Raw genomic sequence first — 16,606 nt, 5'->3', positions numbered from 1 at the left:
CCGCCGCCCCTGGGGAGGGCTGTTTGTTACGCCATGCTGCCGTCCGGCCCGTTCCGCTCCCGACAGCGGGCCGGTGATGGCCAGAGACGGAGCACAGCCCGCCTACGACCCCGCCGGCCACGACACGGCGCTGCGTTCCGCCCTGCAGGAGGTGCGGGCCGGGCGCTGGATGTCGATGCGCATCCTGCTGGAGCAGACCGGTTCGTGGTCGCAGTGGACGCGGCGCACCCAGGTGCTGGCCGCCTCGGCGGCCGGTACGGACGTGGTGCGGGCCTGGCTCACGGAGGAGCCGCACAGCGTGGCCGCCGCGGTGATGCACGCCCGGGTGGTCGTGGAGCGCGCGCTGCGGGCCCACCGCGAGGACCATCGGCGCACGCGCGAACTGTGGCTGCAGGCCTGGCACGCCTGCGACGCGGCGACCCGGGCCGCGCCCCACGACCCGGTGCCGTGGGTGTGCCTGCTGGCGCTGGCCCGGCTGGACGAGGGGCAGCGCTGGGAGGAGCACCGGGTGGCGCCGCCCGAGCCGATGCTGCCCCCGGGGCCGTGGGGCCTGCTCGCCGAGGCCGGCAAGCGGGACCCGTACAACCGCGAGGCGTACCACCGCATGCTGCAGTTCCTGTATCCGCGCGGCGACTCCGAACGCCTGGCCCGGGCGGCCGGCTTCGCGCACTGGGCGGCGGGATCGGCGCCGCCCGGCTCGGCGCTGCACATGCTGCCGTTGTACGTACGGGTGGAGCGCTACCGCCGCTCCGGCCCGCGGGAGGCGGCGCTGGATCTGCACTGGGTGGCGGAGGACGCCACCCGTGAGGCGGGGCAGGCGTTCGACTCCTGGTTCACGCTCTGCCCGCGGGACGAGCGTTCCCTGCCGGACCTGAACCACCTGGCCCACGCCCTGTGGGGCGCCCTCCGGTTCCGGGAGGCGAACCAGGTGTTCGACGCGCTCGGCCCCTACTGGACGCCGCTGCCCTGGGCCTGCCGGACCCCGGGCGACGGTTCGGCCAGGCGGGCGGTGGAGGTCTTCCTCCAGGCCCGCGCGCGCAGCCGCTCGGCCGCCGGCGGCCGGGGTCATGGCCGCGGCCAAAGACGCGGTCACGCCCGTGACCGTGACCGCCGGCAACCCTGACCCCCCACCCTTCCGTCCCCGGAGGCCCGTCATGTCCCGCTCCACCGAAGCGTCCGCCACCGACGAGGAACACCGCCTGCGCGAACTCGGGTACCGGCCGGTGCTGGCCCGCCGCATGGGCGGCTTCGGCAACTTCGCGATCAGTTTCTCGGTGATCTCGATCCTGTCCGGCTGCATGACCCTGTACGGCTTCGGCCTGGGCACCGGCGGCCCCGCCGTGATGCTGTGGGGCTGGGCGGGCGTCGGTCTGTTCGTGCTGTGCGTCGGGATGGCGCTCGCGGAGGTGACCAGCGCTTACCCGACCTCCGGTGCGCTGTACTACATGGCCGACCGGCTCGGCGGGCGGCGCTGGGGCTGGTACACCGGCTGGCTGAACCTGCTGGGGCTGCTCGGCGCGATCGCCGGGATCGACTACGGGGCGGCGCTGTTCACCGGCGCGTTCCTGAACCTCCAGTGGGGCTTCGAGCCGACGCCGGAGAAGACCGTGCTGATCTTCGTCGTGATCCTGCTCCTGCACGCCACGCTCAACCTCTTCGGCGTGCGCCTGGTCAGCGTGCTCAACTCCGTCAGCGTGTGGTGGCACCTGGCCGGTGTCGCGCTGATCGTCGGCGCGCTGGTGATCGTGCCCGACCACCACCAGTCGCCGTCCTTCGTCTTCACCGAGTTCGTCAACGACACCGGCTGGGAGAACCCGCTGTACGTGGCGGCGATCGGCCTGCTGCTCGCGCAGTACACCTTCTCCGGCTACGACGCCTCCGCCCACCTCTCCGAGGAGACGTCGAACGCCTCGGTGTCTGCGGCGCGCGGCATCGTGCGGGCCATCTGGGTGTCGTGGCTGGCGGGTTTCGTGCTGCTGGCCGGGCTGACCTTCGCCATCCAGGACTACGACGCGACCCGCGACACCGCGACCGGGGTGCCGCCCGCGCAGATCCTCCTGGACGGGCTGGGCACGGACGGCGCGAGCGCGCTGCTCCTGGTCGTGATCGTGGCGCAGTTGTTCTGCGGCAACGCCGAGGTGGCGGCCGCCAGCCGGATGGTGTTCGCGTTCAGCCGGGACGGCGCGCTGCCCGGCTCGTCGCTGTGGCGCAAGGTCTCCGCCCGCACCCAGACCCCGGTGGCCGCGGTGTGGCTGTCGGTGGCGGTGGCCTGTCTGCTGGCGCTGCCGTCCCTGTACTCGGCGACGGCGTACGGCGCGGTGACCGCCATCAACGTCATCGGCATCACCCCGGCGTACGCCATCCCGGTGCTGCTGCGGCTGCGGGCCGGGGACCGGTTCACGCCGGGGCCGTGGAGCCTGGGCCGGTGGAGCAGGCCGGTCGGGTGGGTCGCGGTGGTGTGGGTGGCGTTGGTCACCGTGCTGTTCTGTCTCCCCCAGTCGTCGCCGGTGACGGTCGACACGATGAACTACGCCGCCGTCGCCCTGGTCGCCGTCCTGGTACTGGCCACGGTGTGGTGGTTCGTCGCCCGCCGGTCGTACGGCACCCCGACGACCGCGGCCTACGGCGACGACCGTGAGCAGGAGGAACTGGCCGAGGGCATCGTCTGAAACGCCCCGTTCCGCTCCCCGGCGCGGTACGGAGCACCGCCCGGGGTACGGCAGGATGAGCCCTCGCGCCGGTCGAACTGCCTTGCGGTTCTGCCGGATCGCGCATCCCCGACATCCCGTGGGCATTCCGTAGTCATTCCGTTGGAGGCGGCCGGTGACCGAGGACCTGACCGTGGACCATCTGCTGCCCGCCGGCATCGCGCTGGGCGCGGGCCTGCTGGGCGCGTTCCTGCTGCGCCTGCTGCTGCGCTGGCTGGCGGGTCACGCCGACCGCACCCGCTGGAGCGGCGACGACGTGATCGTGGCCGCGCTGCGCACGGTGGCACCGTGGGCGGCGTTCGCGGGCGGGGCGGCCGGTGCCGCGGCGGCGCTGCCGCTGACCCGGACGGTGCAGCACAGCGTCAACCAGGTGCTGCAGGTGCTGCTGATCTTCGTGGCGACGGTGACGGCGGCCCGGGTGGTCGCCGGTCTGGTACGCACGGTGACGACCTCGCGCTCCGGGGTAGCCGGGTCGGCCACGATCTTCGTCAACATCACGCGGATCCTGGTGCTGGCCATCGGCTTCCTGGTGATGCTGCAGACGCTGGGCGTCTCCATCGCGCCGATGCTCACCGCCCTCGGCGTGGGCGGTCTGGCGGTCGCGCTGGCCCTCCAGGACACGCTGGCCAACCTCTTCGCCGGGATCCACATCCTCGCCTCGAAGACCGTGCAGCCGGGCGACTACATCCAGCTCAGCAGCGGCGAGGAGGGCTACGTCGAGGACATCAACTGGCGCCAGACCACCGTCCGCGAGCTGTCCAACAACCTGGTCGTGATCCCGAACGGCCAGCTCGCGAAGTCGAACATGACCAACTTCATGCGCCCCGAGCAGCGACTCACCGTCCTGGTCCAGGTCGGGGTGTCCTACGACAGTGACCTGGAGCACGTGGAACGCGTGACGACCGAGGTGATCGCCGAGGTGATGACCGAGGTCGGCGGCGCGGTGCCGGACCACGAGCCGGCGATCCGGTTCCACACCTTCGGCGACTCGCGGATCGGCTTCACCGTGATCCTCGGCGTGGGCGAGTTCAGCGACCAGTACCGGATCAAGCACGAGTTCATCAAGCGGCTGCACAAGCGCTACCGCGCGGAGGGCATCCGGATCCCGTCGCCCGCGCGGACGGTGGCCCTCCGGCAGGGGGCCGTGGTCCTGCCGCAGCAGCGGGCGGGCGAGGACTCCGTCCCGCTCGGCTGAACCGGAGGTGGCCGGAATCTCCCGGCCACCCCTGTCGAGCCGGGGTCGATCACGAGATATCTTGATGTCGAGCAATGTTGCAGACGTGGAGCGGAGCACCCGGTGACTGACTCGACCATCATCTATACACACACTGACGAGGCCCCGGCCCTGGCGACGTATTCGTTCCTGCCGGTGGTCCGGGCGTACGCCTCGCAGGCGGGTGTCGCGGTCGAGACCCGCGACATCTCGCTGGCCGGCCGCATCATCGCCCTGTTCCCGGAGTACCTCACCGAGGACCAGCGCATCCCGGACGCCCTCGCGGAGCTCGGCGAGCTGGCCAAGACGCCCGCCGCCAACATCATCAAGCTGCCGAACATCTCGGCGTCCATCCCGCAGCTCAAGGCCGCCATCGCCGAGCTGCAGGGCCAGGGCTACGCGCTGCCGGCCTACCCGGACGACCCGAAGACCGACGAGGAGCGCGACGTCCGCGCCCGCTACGACAAGGTCAAGGGCTCCGCGGTCAACCCGGTCCTGCGCGAGGGCAACTCCGACCGCCGCGCCCCGGCGTCGGTGAAGAACTACGCCAAGACCCACCCGCACCGCATGGGCGCCTGGACCGGCGAGTCCAGGACCAACGTCGCGACCATGGGTGAGAACGACTTCCGTTCCACCGAGAAGTCCGTGGTGATCGCCGAGGACGGCACCCTGCGCATCGAGCTGGTCGGCGACGACGGCACCACGACCGTGCTGCGCGATTCGGTACCGGTGAAGAAGGACGAGGTCGTCGACGCCTCCGTGCTGCGCGTCGCCGCGCTGCGCGAGTTCCTCACCGCGCAGGTCGCCCGCGCCAAGGCCGAGGGCATCCTGTTCTCGGTGCACCTGAAGGCCACGATGATGAAGGTCTCCGACCCGATCATCTTCGGCCACGTGGTCCGCGCCTTCTTCCCGAAGACCTTCGCCCGGTACGGCGACGTCCTCGCCAAGGTCGGCCTCACCCCGAACGACGGTCTGGGCGGCATCTACAAGGGCCTGGAGTCCCTGCCCGAGGGCGCCGAGATCAAGGCGTCCTTCGACGCCGAGCTGGCCGAGGGCCCGGAGCTGGCCATGGTCGACTCCGACAAGGGCATCACCAACCTGCACGTGCCCTCCGACGTCATCATCGACGCCTCCATGCCGGCCATGATCCGCACCTCGGGTCACATGTGGGGCGCGGACGGCAACGAGCACGACGCCCTCGCCGTGATCCCGGACTCCTCGTACGCCGGTGTGTACCAGGCCGTCATCGAGGACTGCCGTGCCAACGGCGCCTACGACCCCTCCACCATGGGTTCGGTCCCGAACGTCGGCCTGATGGCGCAGAAGGCCGAGGAGTACGGCAGCCACGACAAGACCTTCGAGATCCCCACCACGGGCACCGTCCGCCTGGTGGACGCCGCGGGCAACGCGGTGCTGGAGCAGACCGTCTCCGCCGGTGACATCTTCCGCGCCTGCCAGACCAAGGACGCGCCGATCCGCGACTGGGTGAAGCTGGCCGTCACCCGCGCCCGCGCCACCGGCGACCCCGCCGTCTTCTGGCTGGACGAGGGCCGCGCCCACGACGCCAACCTGATCGCCAAGGTGAAGGCGTACCTGCCGGAGCACGACACCGAGGGCCTGGACATCCGGATCCTCAACCCGGTCGAGGCCACCAAGCTGTCGGTGGAGCGCATCCGCCGGGGCGAGAACACCATCTCGGTGACCGGCAACGTGCTGCGCGACTACCTGACCGACCTGTTCCCGATCCTGGAGCTGGGCACCAGCGCCAAGATGCTGTCGGTCGTCCCGCTGATGGCGGGCGGCGGCCTCTTCGAGACCGGTGCCGGCGGCTCGGCCCCGAAGCACGTGCAGCAGCTGGTCAAGGAGGACTACCTGCGCTGGGACTCCCTCGGCGAGTTCTTCGCCCTGGTGCCGTCCCTGGAGCAGTACGCCGAGGCCACCGGCAACGGCAAGGCCAAGGTCCTCGCCGACACCCTCGACCGCGCCACAGCGACCTTCCTCAACGAGGACAAGTCCCCGACCCGCCGCGTCGGCGGCATCGACAACCGCGGCAGCCACTTCTACCTGTCCCTGTACTGGGCGCAGGAGCTGGCCAAGCAGACCGACGACGCGGACCTGGCCAAGGCCTTCGCCCCGCTCGCCGAGACGCTCACCGCGAGCGAGCAGAAGATCGTCGAGGAGCTGAACGCCGTCCAGGGCAAGCCGGCCGAGATCGGCGGCTACTACCAGCCCGACCCGGCCAAGGCCGCCAAGGTCATGCGCCCGTCGGCCACCTGGAACGAGGCACTGGCGTCCCTCGCCTGATCCTCCCCGGGTCCGCACGGACCCCGGCACCCCGTCTTCCGTCTCTCGGAGGCGGGGTGCCGCCGCTTCACCACTCCCGCGGCGCGATCAGCTCCTCCGGGTCCGCGTCCGTGAAACCGTAGGCCTGGGCGACGAACCAGAAGGCCTCGCCTATCTCCTCCCGGGCCGTGGTCTCGATCTCGCTGCCCGCCTCCTCGAAGGCCGCCTCCAGCTCGTTGAACTCCTCGGTGGCCGCGTGGGTCAGCGCATAGAGCGCCGCCAGGTCGCCCGGCCGGTCCGCCTCCACGCGGGCGCACAGCCGGAGCAGGATGTCGCGGCCCCGGTCCACCACCCGGTGCGGGAAGTAGTCGTCCTCGTACAGTCCGGCCAGAAACCGGTGTGCGGCCAACCGCTGGTTGGTGATCGGCATGATGCCCCCTGTCCTCGCTGCCCGGTGCCGTCCCCGTGATCCTGCCGCACCCCACTGACAACGCCCTCGGAGCCGCCCCGTGACCGACGCCCCGCCCGCCTTCGCACTGCTGCCGGGCGCCCCGCACTCCCCCGTGATCCTCCACGTGCCGCACTCCTCCCGCGCGGTCCCCGCCGACGTCCGGAGCGGCATCGTCCTGTCCGACGCGGAGCTGGAGCGGGAGCTGGACCACATGACCGACTCGCACACGGCCGAGATCGCCGGGCGGGCCGCCGAACTGGCCGGTCTCACGCCGTGGCGGTTCGTGAACCGGGCCTCGCGGCTGGTGGTCGACCCGGAGCGGTTCCCGGACGAGCGGGAGGAGATGACGGCCGTGGGGATGGGCGCCGTGTACACGCGGACCTCGCACCGTGCGGTGCTGCGCCCGGACGGCACCGACCCAAAGCCGCTGATCGAGCGGTACTTCCGGCCGTACGCGCGGGCCATGACCGAGGCGGTCGCCGACCGGCTCGCGGTCACCGGACGGGCCGTCCTCGTCGACGTGCACTCCTACCCGGCCGAGCCGCTCCCCTACGAACTGCACGGCGAGGGCCCTCGCCCGCCGGTCTGCCTGGGCACCGACGACTTCCACACGCCGTCCGGGCTGCTCACCGCCGCCCGGGACGCGTTCGCCGCGTGCGGGGGGACCGGCCTGGACAGCCCGTTCAGCGGGACGTACGTGCCCCTGGACTTCTACGGCAAGCGGACCGAGGTCAGCGCGCTGATGGTGGAGATCCGCCGGGACACCTACATGACGGAGCCGGGCGGTCCGGCCGGGCCCGGGCTGTCCCGGCTCGCCGAGTCGCTCGCGGCGCTCGTCGACGCCGTGTCGCGCTGAGGAGGGCCGGGCCGCCGGTGCGGCCGCCACCGGCTGGAGCACTCCCGCGCGACAGCCGGGCGGGGCGCGGCGAGGGTGGGGGGATGACGCAGGAGACCACCACCCTCACCGGCCAGTCGCCGCCCCCGGTACGGGACTGGCCCGCCCTCGACCTGGACGGCCCGGAGTTCGACCCGGTCCTCGCCGACCTGATGCGCGAGGGGCCGCTGACCCGCGTCCGGCTCCCGCACGGCGAGGGCTGGGCCTGGCTGGCCACGCGGTACGACGACGTGAAGGCGATCACGAACGATCCGCGCTTCGGGCGGGCCGAGGTGACGCAGCGTCAGATCACGCGCCTCGCCCCGCACTTCAAGCCGCGCCCCGGCTCGCTCGCTTTCGCCGACCAGCCCGACCACAACCGGCTGCGGCGGGCGGTGGCGGGGGCGTTCACCGTGGGCGCGGCGAAGCGGATGCGGCCCCGGGCGCAGGAGATCCTCGACGGTCTGGTCGACGGCATCCTCGCCGAGGGGCCGCCCGCGGACCTGGTCGAGCGGGTCCTCGAACCCTTCCCGATCGCCGTCGTCAGCGAGGTGATGGGGGTGCCGGCCGCCGACCGGGAGCGCGTGCACTCCTGGACCCGGCAGATCATCTCCACCTCCGGCGGCGCCGAGGCCGCCGAGCGGGCGAAGCAGGGCCTGTACGGGTGGATCACCGAGACCGTCCGCGCCCGGGCGGACAGTGACGGCGACGACGTGTACTCCATGCTCGGCGCCGCCGTGGGCCGCGGCGAGGTCGGCGAGACGGAGGCCGTCGGGCTGGCGGGGCCGCTGCAGATCGGCGGCGAGGCCGTCACCCACAACGTCGGCCAGATGCTGTACCTGCTGCTGACCCGTCGCGAGCTGATGACGCGGATGCGCGAGCGGCCCGAGGCGCGGGGCACGGCGCTGGACGAGCTGCTGCGCTGGATCTCGCACCGCACCTCGGTGGGCCTGGCCCGCATCGCCCTGGAGGACGTCGAGGTGCACGGGACGCGCATCGCCGCCGGTGACCCGGTGTACGTGTCCTACCTGGCCGCCAACCGCGACCCGGACATCTTTCCGGACCCGGACCGCATCGACCTGGACCGCGACCCCAACCCGCACCTGGCATACGGCAACGGGCACCACTTCTGCACCGGCGCCGTGCTCGCCCGGATGCAGACCGAGCTGCTGGTCGACACGCTCCTGGAGCGGCTGCCGGGGCTGCGGCTCGCGGTCCCGGCCGAGCAGGTGGCCTGGCGACGCAAGACCATGATCAGGGGACCGCGCACGCTGCCCTGCACCTGGTAGCACCGCCGTCCGGTGGGGCGCTCAGGTCCGCAGCCACTCCGTGACGACCACCTCCCGGCCGGTGCGCAACCGCAGCGCGAACGGCCCCGTCGGCGGGGCGTCGCCGGTGAACCGGCCCATGTCGTCGGCCGTCAGCCGCGCATGGGCCCGGGGACCGCTCAGCACCTCGATGCCGGCCGGGCCCGGCGGCAGCAGCTGGCCGATCAGGCCGTCCGCGGTCACCTCGACGTCGACGGTCAGCCCGTCCGTGCTGAAGGTCAGCATCCGCGGCGGGTCCGCCACCCCCCTGACGGGGATGCCGTCCAGCAGCGAGTCGAAGGTCAGCTCGGCGACGCGGGCCTCCAGGTCGTGCAGGGCGAAGGCGTCGACCGCGACGCGCCGCAGTTCGGCCGGGACCGGGTCCAGGATCGCGGCGGCCTGCCGCAGCTCCTCCTCCAGCAGAGCGTCGTGCGACTCCCCGTCGCGCTCGTCGTATCCCTCGCGCTCGTCGTACTCGTCGTTCAGATCGCTCATTTCGTCCCCCGTGCCTCCAGCCGGGTCCGCAGCCGGCGCAGACAGCGCTGGCGCATCGGCCCGATGCTGCCCACCGCGATTCCCAGCGCGGCGGACACCTCCTGATAACTGGGCGGTGGCGAGGAGATCAGCACCCGCAGCAACTGACGGCACCGCTCGCCCAGTTCCTCGAACTCCTGCCACAGCAGCCGTACGCGCTCGGTCTGCGCGGCGGCCTCCTCGGAGTCGAGCAGCGACTCCTCCGGCGTACGGTCCTCGCTCGGCCGGTCGAGCAGCTGCGGATCGTCGGTCGGCGTCCACCGCTTCGACGCCTTCAGCAGCTTCAGGCACTCGTTGCGTGCCGTGCTCGCCAGCCAGGAGCCGGTCTTCTCCGGTTCCCGGATCCGCCCCAGGTGCTGGGCGAAGCGGAACCAGGCGGTCTGGTACACCTCGTGGGCGTCGGCGTCGGACAGCCCGTGCGAGCGCGCGACGGACCAGACGAGCGGGCCGAGCCCGTCCACCAGTGACTTCCAGGCCGCCGCGTCCCCGTCGGCCGCCGACTGGACGAGCGCCCCGACATCTGCACGGTCCACGGTCCCACCCCTCGTGTACGACGTGCCATCGTACGCCGCGGAGCGGGTGGTTCCGACCGGCAGCAGGCCGTTCACGACCCGCCGGCCGACGGGTCGACGGGAACCGGGTGCCACGTGGGCGGCAGCAGCGCCGGCACGTGCGCCCCGCGCACTTCCGCGTACTCGGTGGTGGCCGCGAGGAGTTGCCGGCCTGCCGTGCGGGGGTCGGTCTCCTTGTGCGCCGTCATGTGGGAGGCGACCAGGCCCGCGACAACGGGGGTGGCGAAGGAGGTGCCGCTCCACTGCGCGTGCCCCTCGAACATCACCTGGTCCGGCTTGGCGGGCGCCTCGCCCGGCTCGCTCAGCACCCCGTTGTGCCGCGGGGACTGGCAGGTGCAGGCGTAGAGGAAACCGAATCGACAGGCGTCGTAGGTGGAGTGCTGGTAGACGTACGGCACGGGTGAGACGAAGCCGGTCAAGGGACCGGTGAGGCGCTCGCCGGGGGCGTAGGCCCGCACCCAGCCGCCGTGGTTGCTGAAGCAGGCGCCGAACTCGCCGTCGGAGCGCAGTGCCCCGATCGACAGCACCGAGTCCTCCCAGCCGGGCAGGGTGGCGTAGGCGGCGGGCCAGAAGGGCGTCGCGCTGGCGTTGTTGCCCGCGGCCGCCACCAGCAGCGTGCGCTGATCGCGGAGTTCCTCCATGAAGGCGTGCACGCCGAGCAGGCCGTCGGTGCGGCCGTTGGAGGTGCCGGCGGAGAGGCTGAGGAGTTCGGGCCAGCCGTCGCGGTCGACGGCCTCGAAGAGCTTCTCGCCCAGCTCCGACTCGAGGACGGCGCCCGCGTCGTTGAGGGTGTTGCGGACGGTCACGTCGGTGTTGGGCGCGACGGCGGCGACGAGTCCGGCGATGAAGGTGCCGTGTCCGACGTACTGGCACAGGACGCCGTCGTCGTCGCACTCCCTGATCTGGGCGTCGCCCTCGGTGTGGGCCAGCAGCGGGTAGGACCGGTAGTCGTGCATGAGGCCGGTGTCGATGACGAGGACGCCGACGGCGGACCCGGCGTCGTACGGCGTTCCGTCGGAGGCCGGGTTGGGCGGCTCGCTCAGCGGGACGGGCACGGGTTCGTCGCCGGGGCAGGCGTTGACGGCGATGGAGACGACGTGGTTGCGGCTGATCAGCCGGCGGCCCGCGCGGCCCTCCGTGGTCCTGAGGGAGCGCAGGGCGTGGGCGACGACGGGGTCGCCCTCACCCACGCCCTGGCCGGGATCGGCGACCTGGATGCGGGTGATGCCGGTGCGGTTGGTCTCGGGGCTCGCCCGGCGCACGTGGTCGGGCGTCAGGCCGGACATGGCGGTGAAGTGGTCGCGCACGGTGTCCTCGACGAGGCGGGCCTCCTCGCCGTCGCGGGCGAGGACCACGCCCTTCTCGTAGAAGAACTCGGCGGAGTCGTCGGGCCCCATCGCCAGCGGGACGTCCGGCATCGAGCGCTGGATCTGGTCGAACTGCTCGCGGAATCGCTGTGGTGCCATGCTTGTCCTCCACTGGGTCGGTGGCGGTGACGACGTTCAAAGCCGCGGTCGTGACCGCGAACGTGACCACGGTGGCGGCAGCGGTCGTCAATCAGAGTCCCGGGGCGGCCGATTGATACAGACTCGAACCTGTGTGGCGTGGTTCCGGAGCACTACCATCCGTGGAGTGACAGCGCGAAACGACTCGGTTCTCGAACTGCTGCCGATGGTGTTCGCCGCCCCGGGCGAAGCGCTGGCGCGGGCTGAGGAGTTGCTGGGCGCCGATCCTTCGCCGCTGCACGCCTCGGTCGCTCATCAGGTGATCGGCATCTGGCAGCGGGACTTCGGCGACACCCGGCGTGCCCTGGCCCATCTGCGGCGCGCCCGCGACCTGGCCGCCCGTGCCGACTCGGCCGAGCGGGAGGCGGACGTCCTGGCCACGCTCGGGGTCGCGCTGGTGCACGCCGGGCGTACGAGGGCGGGGCTGGCCGCGTTCGAGCAGGGGGTCGCGCGCGGAAGCGGTCACACGCGCGCGCGAGTGCTGTACCGGCGGGCGTACGTGTGGTGGGTGCTGGGCAGGCACGGCGAGGCGCTGGAGGACGTACGGCGGGCGATCCCGGTGCTGCGGCAGGCCGACGACGTGATCTGGACGGCGCGGGCGCTGACGCTGCGGGCGACCGTGCACCTGGCGCTGGGCTCGGTGGAGCGGGCGGATGCCGACTTCACCGCGGCGGAGGCGCTGTGGGACACCACGGGCCAGGAACACGACAAGGCCGACGCGGTGGAGAGCCGGGGCCTCGCGGCGTTCCGGTCGGGCGACGTGCCGGCGGCGCTGCGGCTCCTCGACGAGGCGGAGGAGCGGTACGCGAAGCTGGGCACGCCGACGTTCATGCTCACCATCCGGCGCTGCGAGGTGCTGATGGCCGCGGGGCTCGCCATGGAGGCGCTGGCGGAGGCGGACGGGTCGATCGCGGTGCTGGAGGGGATCGGCGGGCAGTCCACCCGCAGGGCCGAGCTGCTGCTGGTGGCCGCGCGGGCGGCCCGGCTGGCGGGCGAGCCGCAGACGTCGCTCGCGCGCGCGGCGGTCGCGGTGCGACTGTTCGCCGGGCAGCGGCGGACCTGGTACGAGACGCACGCCCGGCTGGTGCTGATCGAGGCGCGGGTCGCCACGGGGCGGGGGTCGGGCCGGCTGGTCGCGGACGCGGCGACGGTGGCGGAGCGGCTGGCGGCGTTCGGTGCGCCCGCCGCGCCGGAGGCCTCGCTCCTCGCGGGCAGGATCGCGCTGGACCTCGGCTGGACGGCCGACGCGGAACGGCATCTCGCGGTGGCCGCGCGCAGCCGGCACAGCGGGCCACCGCTGGCGCGGATGACGGGCTGGGCGGCACAGGCGCTGCGGGCGCGGGCGGCGGGGTCGGCGCGGGGTGTGCTGGAGGCCTGCCGGCGGGGTCTTGACGTCCTCGACGACCACCGGATGACGCTGGGCGCCTCGGAGCTGCGGGCCCGGGCCACGGCGCAGGGCGCGGAACTGGCGGCGCTGGCGCAGCGGGCGTCGCTGGTCTCGGGCGGGCCGCGGCGGCTGCTGGGCTGGAGCGAGCGCTGGCGGGCGACGGTGCTCTCGGCGCCGCCGACCCGGCCGCCGGCCGATCCGGTGCTGCTGACCGCCATGACGGCGTTCCGGGAGCTCGCCGCCCGCGCCGAGGAGACCCGCTCGGACGGCGGCCGGCCGGCGCCCGCGCTGGAGCGCGAACAGCGGCGCCTGGAGCGGGAGATCCGTTCCCGCACCCTGCACATGCGGGGCGAGGCGCCCGGCGACGGCGACCGGTTCGACGTGGGTCGGCTGCTGCGCCGGCTGGGCGACGAGGTGCGGCTGGTGGAGCTGGCGGTGCTCGACGGGCGCGTGCACGTGCTGCTGTGCGGGCAGGGGCGGGTGCGGCGGTTCGAGGCCGGGCTGCTGGCCGAGGCGGAGGCGGAGGCGGAGCACGTGCAGGCGGGTCTGCGACGGCTGGCCCATCCCGGCGCCGAGGCGCGGCTGCCGCTGGTGGAGGCGGCCGGCGCCCGGCTGCAGCACCTGCTGTTGGGGCCGGCCGCGGCACACCTCGGCTCGGGTCCGGTCGTCGTGGTCCCGCCGGCCCGTCTGCATCGCGTGCCGTGGTCCCTGCTGCCCGCCCTGCGCGAACGGGTCCTGAGCGTGTCGCCGTCGGCGAGCAGCTGGCTGCGCGCGCGGGACACCGCCGCCCCGCCCGGCGGCCGCCAGGTGCTGGTCCGCGGCCCCGGTCTGGCGAGCGGCGGCGCCGAGATCCCGGAACTCGCGCAACGGTACGGGGCGATGCGGACACCGAAGGACGGTGCGGCGTGGCACCGGCCACCCGGGCAGGGGTACGGCCCGGGCGGCAGCGCCCCGGAGGCTGAGCCGTCCGGCAACGGCATCCACTACGGGGCGACCGACCACACGGACCGGCCCGGGCTCCCCGGCGGGGAACCCGATGCCGGGTCGACCGCCGCCGAAACCCGGACAGCGGAGCCCGCCCGAGGGACCCCGTCCCGGCTCCCCGACGACGACACCCGGCCCGGGGCCACCGACCGCGAGACCCGGTCCCCGGCGCCGGGCGGCGAAGTCCCTGTCCCGGCGGCCGGTGGTGGGACCCGGTTCGCGACGGACGGCTCGGGGAGCCCGCCCGCGACGGCCGGACCGGGAGGCCCGGGCGCGGTGAGTGGTGAGGGCGTTCGGAGGCCTGTGCCGTGGGACGCAGCGGAGGGGGCGGGTGGTCGTCCTCCACGGGCACGCACGGCGCGGTCCCCCGGCGGCCCGGACCGGCGCGGTGGGCCCACGGTGCTGGAGGGGGACGAGGCGCGGGTGCCGAGGGTGTTGCGGGAGCTGGACGGGGCCGCGCTGGCGCACATCGCGGCGCACGGGACCTTCCGGGCGGACAGCCCCTTGTTCTCCTCGCTGCGGATGGCGGACGGGCCGCTCATCGTGCACGACTTCGAGCGCCTCGAACGCAGCCCGTACCGGATCATCCTGCCCTGCTGCGACACCGCGCGCTTCGCGTCGGTCGGCGCCGACGAACTGCTCGGTCTCGTCACCGCGCTGCTGCCGCTGGGCACGGCCGGTGTGGTGGCGTGCACCGCGCCGGTCAACGACGCCGCCGCGGTGCCCCTGATGCTCGCGCTGCACAAGGGCCTGGACGCGGGCCTGTCCTTGGCGGAGGCGTTGCGTGACGCGCGCGCCTCGCTGCCGGGCGACGCGGTGCACCAGGCGACGGGGTGGGCCTTCACCGCGTTCGGGGCGGCCTGAGACCGCCGGCCGCCGCCCGGTCAGGCGGTCAGCGGCTCGGGCAGTTCCATCAGCCAGGGCAGGGCGCCGCGGTCGCCCGCACCGAGTCGCGTGTAGGCGCCGTAGAGGTGGTTGCCGACGGTACGGACGGACAGGGTGAGCCGCTCCGCGATCTGACGGTTGCTCAGCCCCGCTGCGGCGAGCGTGACGATCTGCCGCTGACGGGCGGTGAGTTCGCCGAGTACCAGGCCGGACAGCGCGGGGGTGCGGGCGCCCTGGCAGCATCGGGCAAGGGCGGCGGCACGGGTACGGGCGGTACGGGCGGCCCGGGGGTCGCGGTGGGCGCGTACCGCCTGGGCGTTGGCCTCGGCCGCGAAGAGCAGGAAGCCGCGTCTCTCCAGTTCCCCGGCGGCCCGGTCGAGCGCCGGCCCGTCCCCGCGCGCGAGGGCGTCGGCGTGGGCGGCGAAGACACCGGTCAGCCGGCCGGTCGCCCACTCGGGCGCGCCGAACCGGACGGCGTCGTACGGGTCCTTGGCGGCGGCCGCCCGGACCGCCTCGCCGAGGTCGCCGCGTGCGGCGGCGGCCCAGGCCGCGCAGGCTTCTGCCGGACCACTGACGCCTGCCGGGTCGTCGCCCGACTGTGCGACGGCCAGGACGAGTTCGCGGCGGCAGGCCGCGTCGTCGTCCCCGACCCCCAGTCCCTCGCGGGCCCAGGCCGCCGCGTCGCGCAACCGGCCGCGCAGCCGTGCGTACCGGGCCCGCAGCGCCGCGTACGGGGCCGGCAGCGGCGCTCCCTCGGCGACCAGCCAGTCCCCCACGGGTGTCTCGACGGGCCGTACGTCCGCCTGCTCGATGCGCAGGGCGAGGGCGGCCCGCTCCGCCTCCAGGGCGGGCCCGGTCCGGTCGGGGGTGCGGGCCAGGCGCCGGGCCCGCAGCCGGCCCGCGGCGGCGCGCAGGACCGGGCCGTGCAGCGGGTGCGCGAGACGGGCGGCGCCGTGGTCGTCGACGGTCACCAGGCCCTCGGCCTCCAGGTTCTCCAGGGCCCGCAGGTCGAGGTCGTCCCGGCCCGGGTCCAGGGGCAGCGGTTCGGCGAAGGCCAGGCGGTCGAGTGTCTCCCGCTCCTCCGCACGGTCGCGGACGCGGTCGAGGACCCGGGCGGTGCGCTCGCGGACCGCCCGGGTGATCGGCACGGGGCCCCGCCACGCGCGCCGGTCCGTGCCCGGCACCGGCACGAGAAGCCCCTCCTCGCGCACGGCGGTCAGGAGTTCGCGCAGCAGTCGCAGGTCCCCCCGGCTCAACCGGTGCAGGCGGTCGACGGTGAGCGGTTCCAGGCCGATGCCGGCGCCGGCCGTGAGGAGTTCCGCGGTCTCCTCGCGGGGCAGCGGTTCCAGGGCGAGGCGCGGCAGCAGATCCCCGGACCACAGCCGGGCCACCGCGTCCGGTACGGGGGCGCCGTCGGTCGCGACGACCAGGAGGCGGATGCGCCCGTGCACGGCGAGCTGGTGCAGGAGGGCGGCGGAGGAGTCGTCGAGCAGGTGTGCGTCGTCGACCAGCAGCAGCCGTACGCCGGACAGGAGCTGGACCGCGCGGTGCAGGGTGACGGTCTCCGGGAGCAGGTGGGCGAAGGCGGCGAAGGGGATCTCCCGGGTCTCGGGTGTCCCGGCGACCCGGGCGCGGTCCGTGCCGCGCACGGCCTCCGTCACGAGCCGGGTCTTGCCCGATCCGGCCGGTCCCGTCACCACGAGGCCGCCCCGTCCGGCCGCCACGGACCTGCGCACCAGCTCCAGTTCGTCCGCCCGCCCGGTGAACGGCCAGGGGGCGTCGGGTGCCGTCGCGTCCCGCAGAGAAGTCGTCACAGTCGTCACGGGAACATGAGTCGGCCTACTCATCCCTGATACAGGGTGACTTGAGTACCCCTCGACTCAGGCGCCGGCGGCGGGCCGGA

General features: G+C 73.8%; 12 protein-coding genes. 7 read left to right on the top strand and 5 right to left on the bottom strand.

The window, feature by feature from the left end:
• Positions 1-76 precede the first annotated feature (76 nt).
• From AB0P07_RS10620 to AB0P07_RS10605, 4 genes are all read left to right on the top strand, one after another.
• Positions 77-1,123 (top strand): hypothetical protein, encoded by a 1,047-nt coding sequence (locus AB0P07_RS10620; protein ID WP_365547985.1) that lies wholly within the window; start codon positions 77-79, stop codon positions 1,121-1,123.
• Between the two features lie 31 nt (positions 1,124-1,154).
• Positions 1,155-2,669, top strand: coding sequence for an amino acid permease (locus AB0P07_RS10615; RefSeq protein WP_365547982.1), 1,515 nt, complete (start codon positions 1,155-1,157; stop codon positions 2,667-2,669).
• Positions 2,670-2,823: 154 nt separating this feature from the next.
• Positions 2,824-3,903, top strand: coding sequence for a mechanosensitive ion channel family protein (locus tag AB0P07_RS10610; RefSeq protein ID WP_365547979.1), 1,080 nt, complete (start codon positions 2,824-2,826; stop codon positions 3,901-3,903).
• 102 nt (positions 3,904-4,005) lie between these two features.
• Positions 4,006-6,225, top strand: coding sequence for an NADP-dependent isocitrate dehydrogenase (locus tag AB0P07_RS10605; RefSeq protein WP_365547976.1), 2,220 nt, complete (start codon positions 4,006-4,008; stop codon positions 6,223-6,225).
• Between the two features lie 67 nt (positions 6,226-6,292).
• Here the strand turns inward: AB0P07_RS10605 and AB0P07_RS10600 are convergent, their stop codons facing one another.
• Positions 6,293-6,634, bottom strand: a complete 342-nt coding sequence (locus AB0P07_RS10600; protein WP_365547973.1) for a DUF5713 family protein — start codon at positions 6,632-6,634, stop codon at positions 6,293-6,295.
• 79 nt (positions 6,635-6,713) lie between these two features.
• Here AB0P07_RS10600 and AB0P07_RS10595 point away from each other — a divergent pair, with 79 nt between their 5' ends.
• Positions 6,714-7,511, top strand: a complete 798-nt coding sequence (locus AB0P07_RS10595; protein ID WP_365547970.1) for an N-formylglutamate amidohydrolase — start codon at positions 6,714-6,716, stop codon at positions 7,509-7,511.
• Positions 7,512-7,594: 83 nt separating this feature from the next.
• Positions 7,595-8,818, top strand: a complete 1,224-nt coding sequence (locus AB0P07_RS10590; RefSeq protein WP_365547967.1) for a cytochrome P450 — start codon at positions 7,595-7,597, stop codon at positions 8,816-8,818.
• Between the two features lie 21 nt (positions 8,819-8,839).
• Here the strand turns inward: AB0P07_RS10590 and AB0P07_RS10585 are convergent, their stop codons facing one another.
• The 3 genes from AB0P07_RS10585 to AB0P07_RS10575 are packed head-to-tail and all read right to left on the bottom strand — an operon-like array spanning position 8,840 to position 11,408.
• Entirely contained in the window at positions 8,840-9,331 is a 492-nt protein-coding gene (locus AB0P07_RS10585) for a hypothetical protein (protein ID WP_365547965.1), read from the bottom strand.
• Positions 9,328-9,966 carry a sigma-70 family RNA polymerase sigma factor gene (locus AB0P07_RS10580; RefSeq protein ID WP_365548156.1) on the bottom strand — a complete coding sequence of 213 codons (639 nt, stop codon included), beginning with the start codon at positions 9,964-9,966 and terminating at the stop codon, positions 9,328-9,330. The genes AB0P07_RS10585 and AB0P07_RS10580 overlap by 4 nt, the downstream gene beginning before the upstream one ends.
• A gap of 8 nt (positions 9,967-9,974) precedes the next feature.
• Entirely contained in the window at positions 9,975-11,408 is a 1,434-nt protein-coding gene (locus AB0P07_RS10575) for a S8/S53 family peptidase (RefSeq protein ID WP_365547962.1), read from the bottom strand.
• Positions 11,409-11,574: 166 nt separating this feature from the next.
• Between AB0P07_RS10575 and AB0P07_RS10570 the strand changes: the two genes are divergently transcribed.
• Positions 11,575-14,682 carry a CHAT domain-containing protein gene (locus AB0P07_RS10570; RefSeq protein WP_365547960.1) on the top strand — a complete coding sequence of 1,036 codons (3,108 nt, stop codon included), beginning with the start codon at positions 11,575-11,577 and terminating at the stop codon, positions 14,680-14,682.
• A 20-nt stretch (positions 14,683-14,702) separates the two neighbouring features.
• On the opposite strand, the gene AB0P07_RS10565 is transcribed toward AB0P07_RS10570, so the two are convergent.
• Complete coding sequence (locus tag AB0P07_RS10565) at positions 14,703-16,550, bottom strand: LuxR family transcriptional regulator (RefSeq protein ID WP_365547957.1); 1,848 nt, start codon at positions 16,548-16,550, stop codon at positions 14,703-14,705.
• Between the last annotated feature and the right edge of the window lie 56 nt (positions 16,551-16,606).

The sequence above is a fragment of the Streptomyces sp. NPDC085944 genome (assembly GCF_040686295.1).
Classification (GTDB): domain Bacteria; phylum Actinomycetota; class Actinomycetes; order Streptomycetales; family Streptomycetaceae; genus Streptomyces; species Streptomyces salinarius.
This window is presented reverse-complemented; position numbering and strand designations above follow the sequence as displayed.

Bases quoted from the DNA above. Each gene is read 5' to 3' on its own strand.
- AB0P07_RS10620 (WP_365547985.1), top strand. From the start codon at position 77: ATGGCCAGAGACGGAGCACAGCCCGCCTACGACCCCGCCGGCCACGAC.
- AB0P07_RS10615 (WP_365547982.1), top strand. From the start codon at position 1,155: ATGTCCCGCTCCACCGAAGCGTCCGCCACCGACGAGGAACACCGCCTG.
- AB0P07_RS10600 (WP_365547973.1), bottom strand. From the start codon at position 6,634: ATGCCGATCACCAACCAGCGGTTGGCCGCACACCGGTTTCTGGCCGGA.
- AB0P07_RS10590 (WP_365547967.1), top strand. From the start codon at position 7,595: ATGACGCAGGAGACCACCACCCTCACCGGCCAGTCGCCGCCCCCGGTA.
- AB0P07_RS10585 (WP_365547965.1), bottom strand. From the start codon at position 9,331: ATGAGCGATCTGAACGACGAGTACGACGAGCGCGAGGGATACGACGAG.
- AB0P07_RS10575 (WP_365547962.1), bottom strand. From the start codon at position 11,408: ATGGCACCACAGCGATTCCGCGAGCAGTTCGACCAGATCCAGCGCTCG.
- AB0P07_RS10565 (WP_365547957.1), bottom strand. From the start codon at position 16,550: ATGAGTAGGCCGACTCATGTTCCCGTGACGACTGTGACGACTTCTCTG.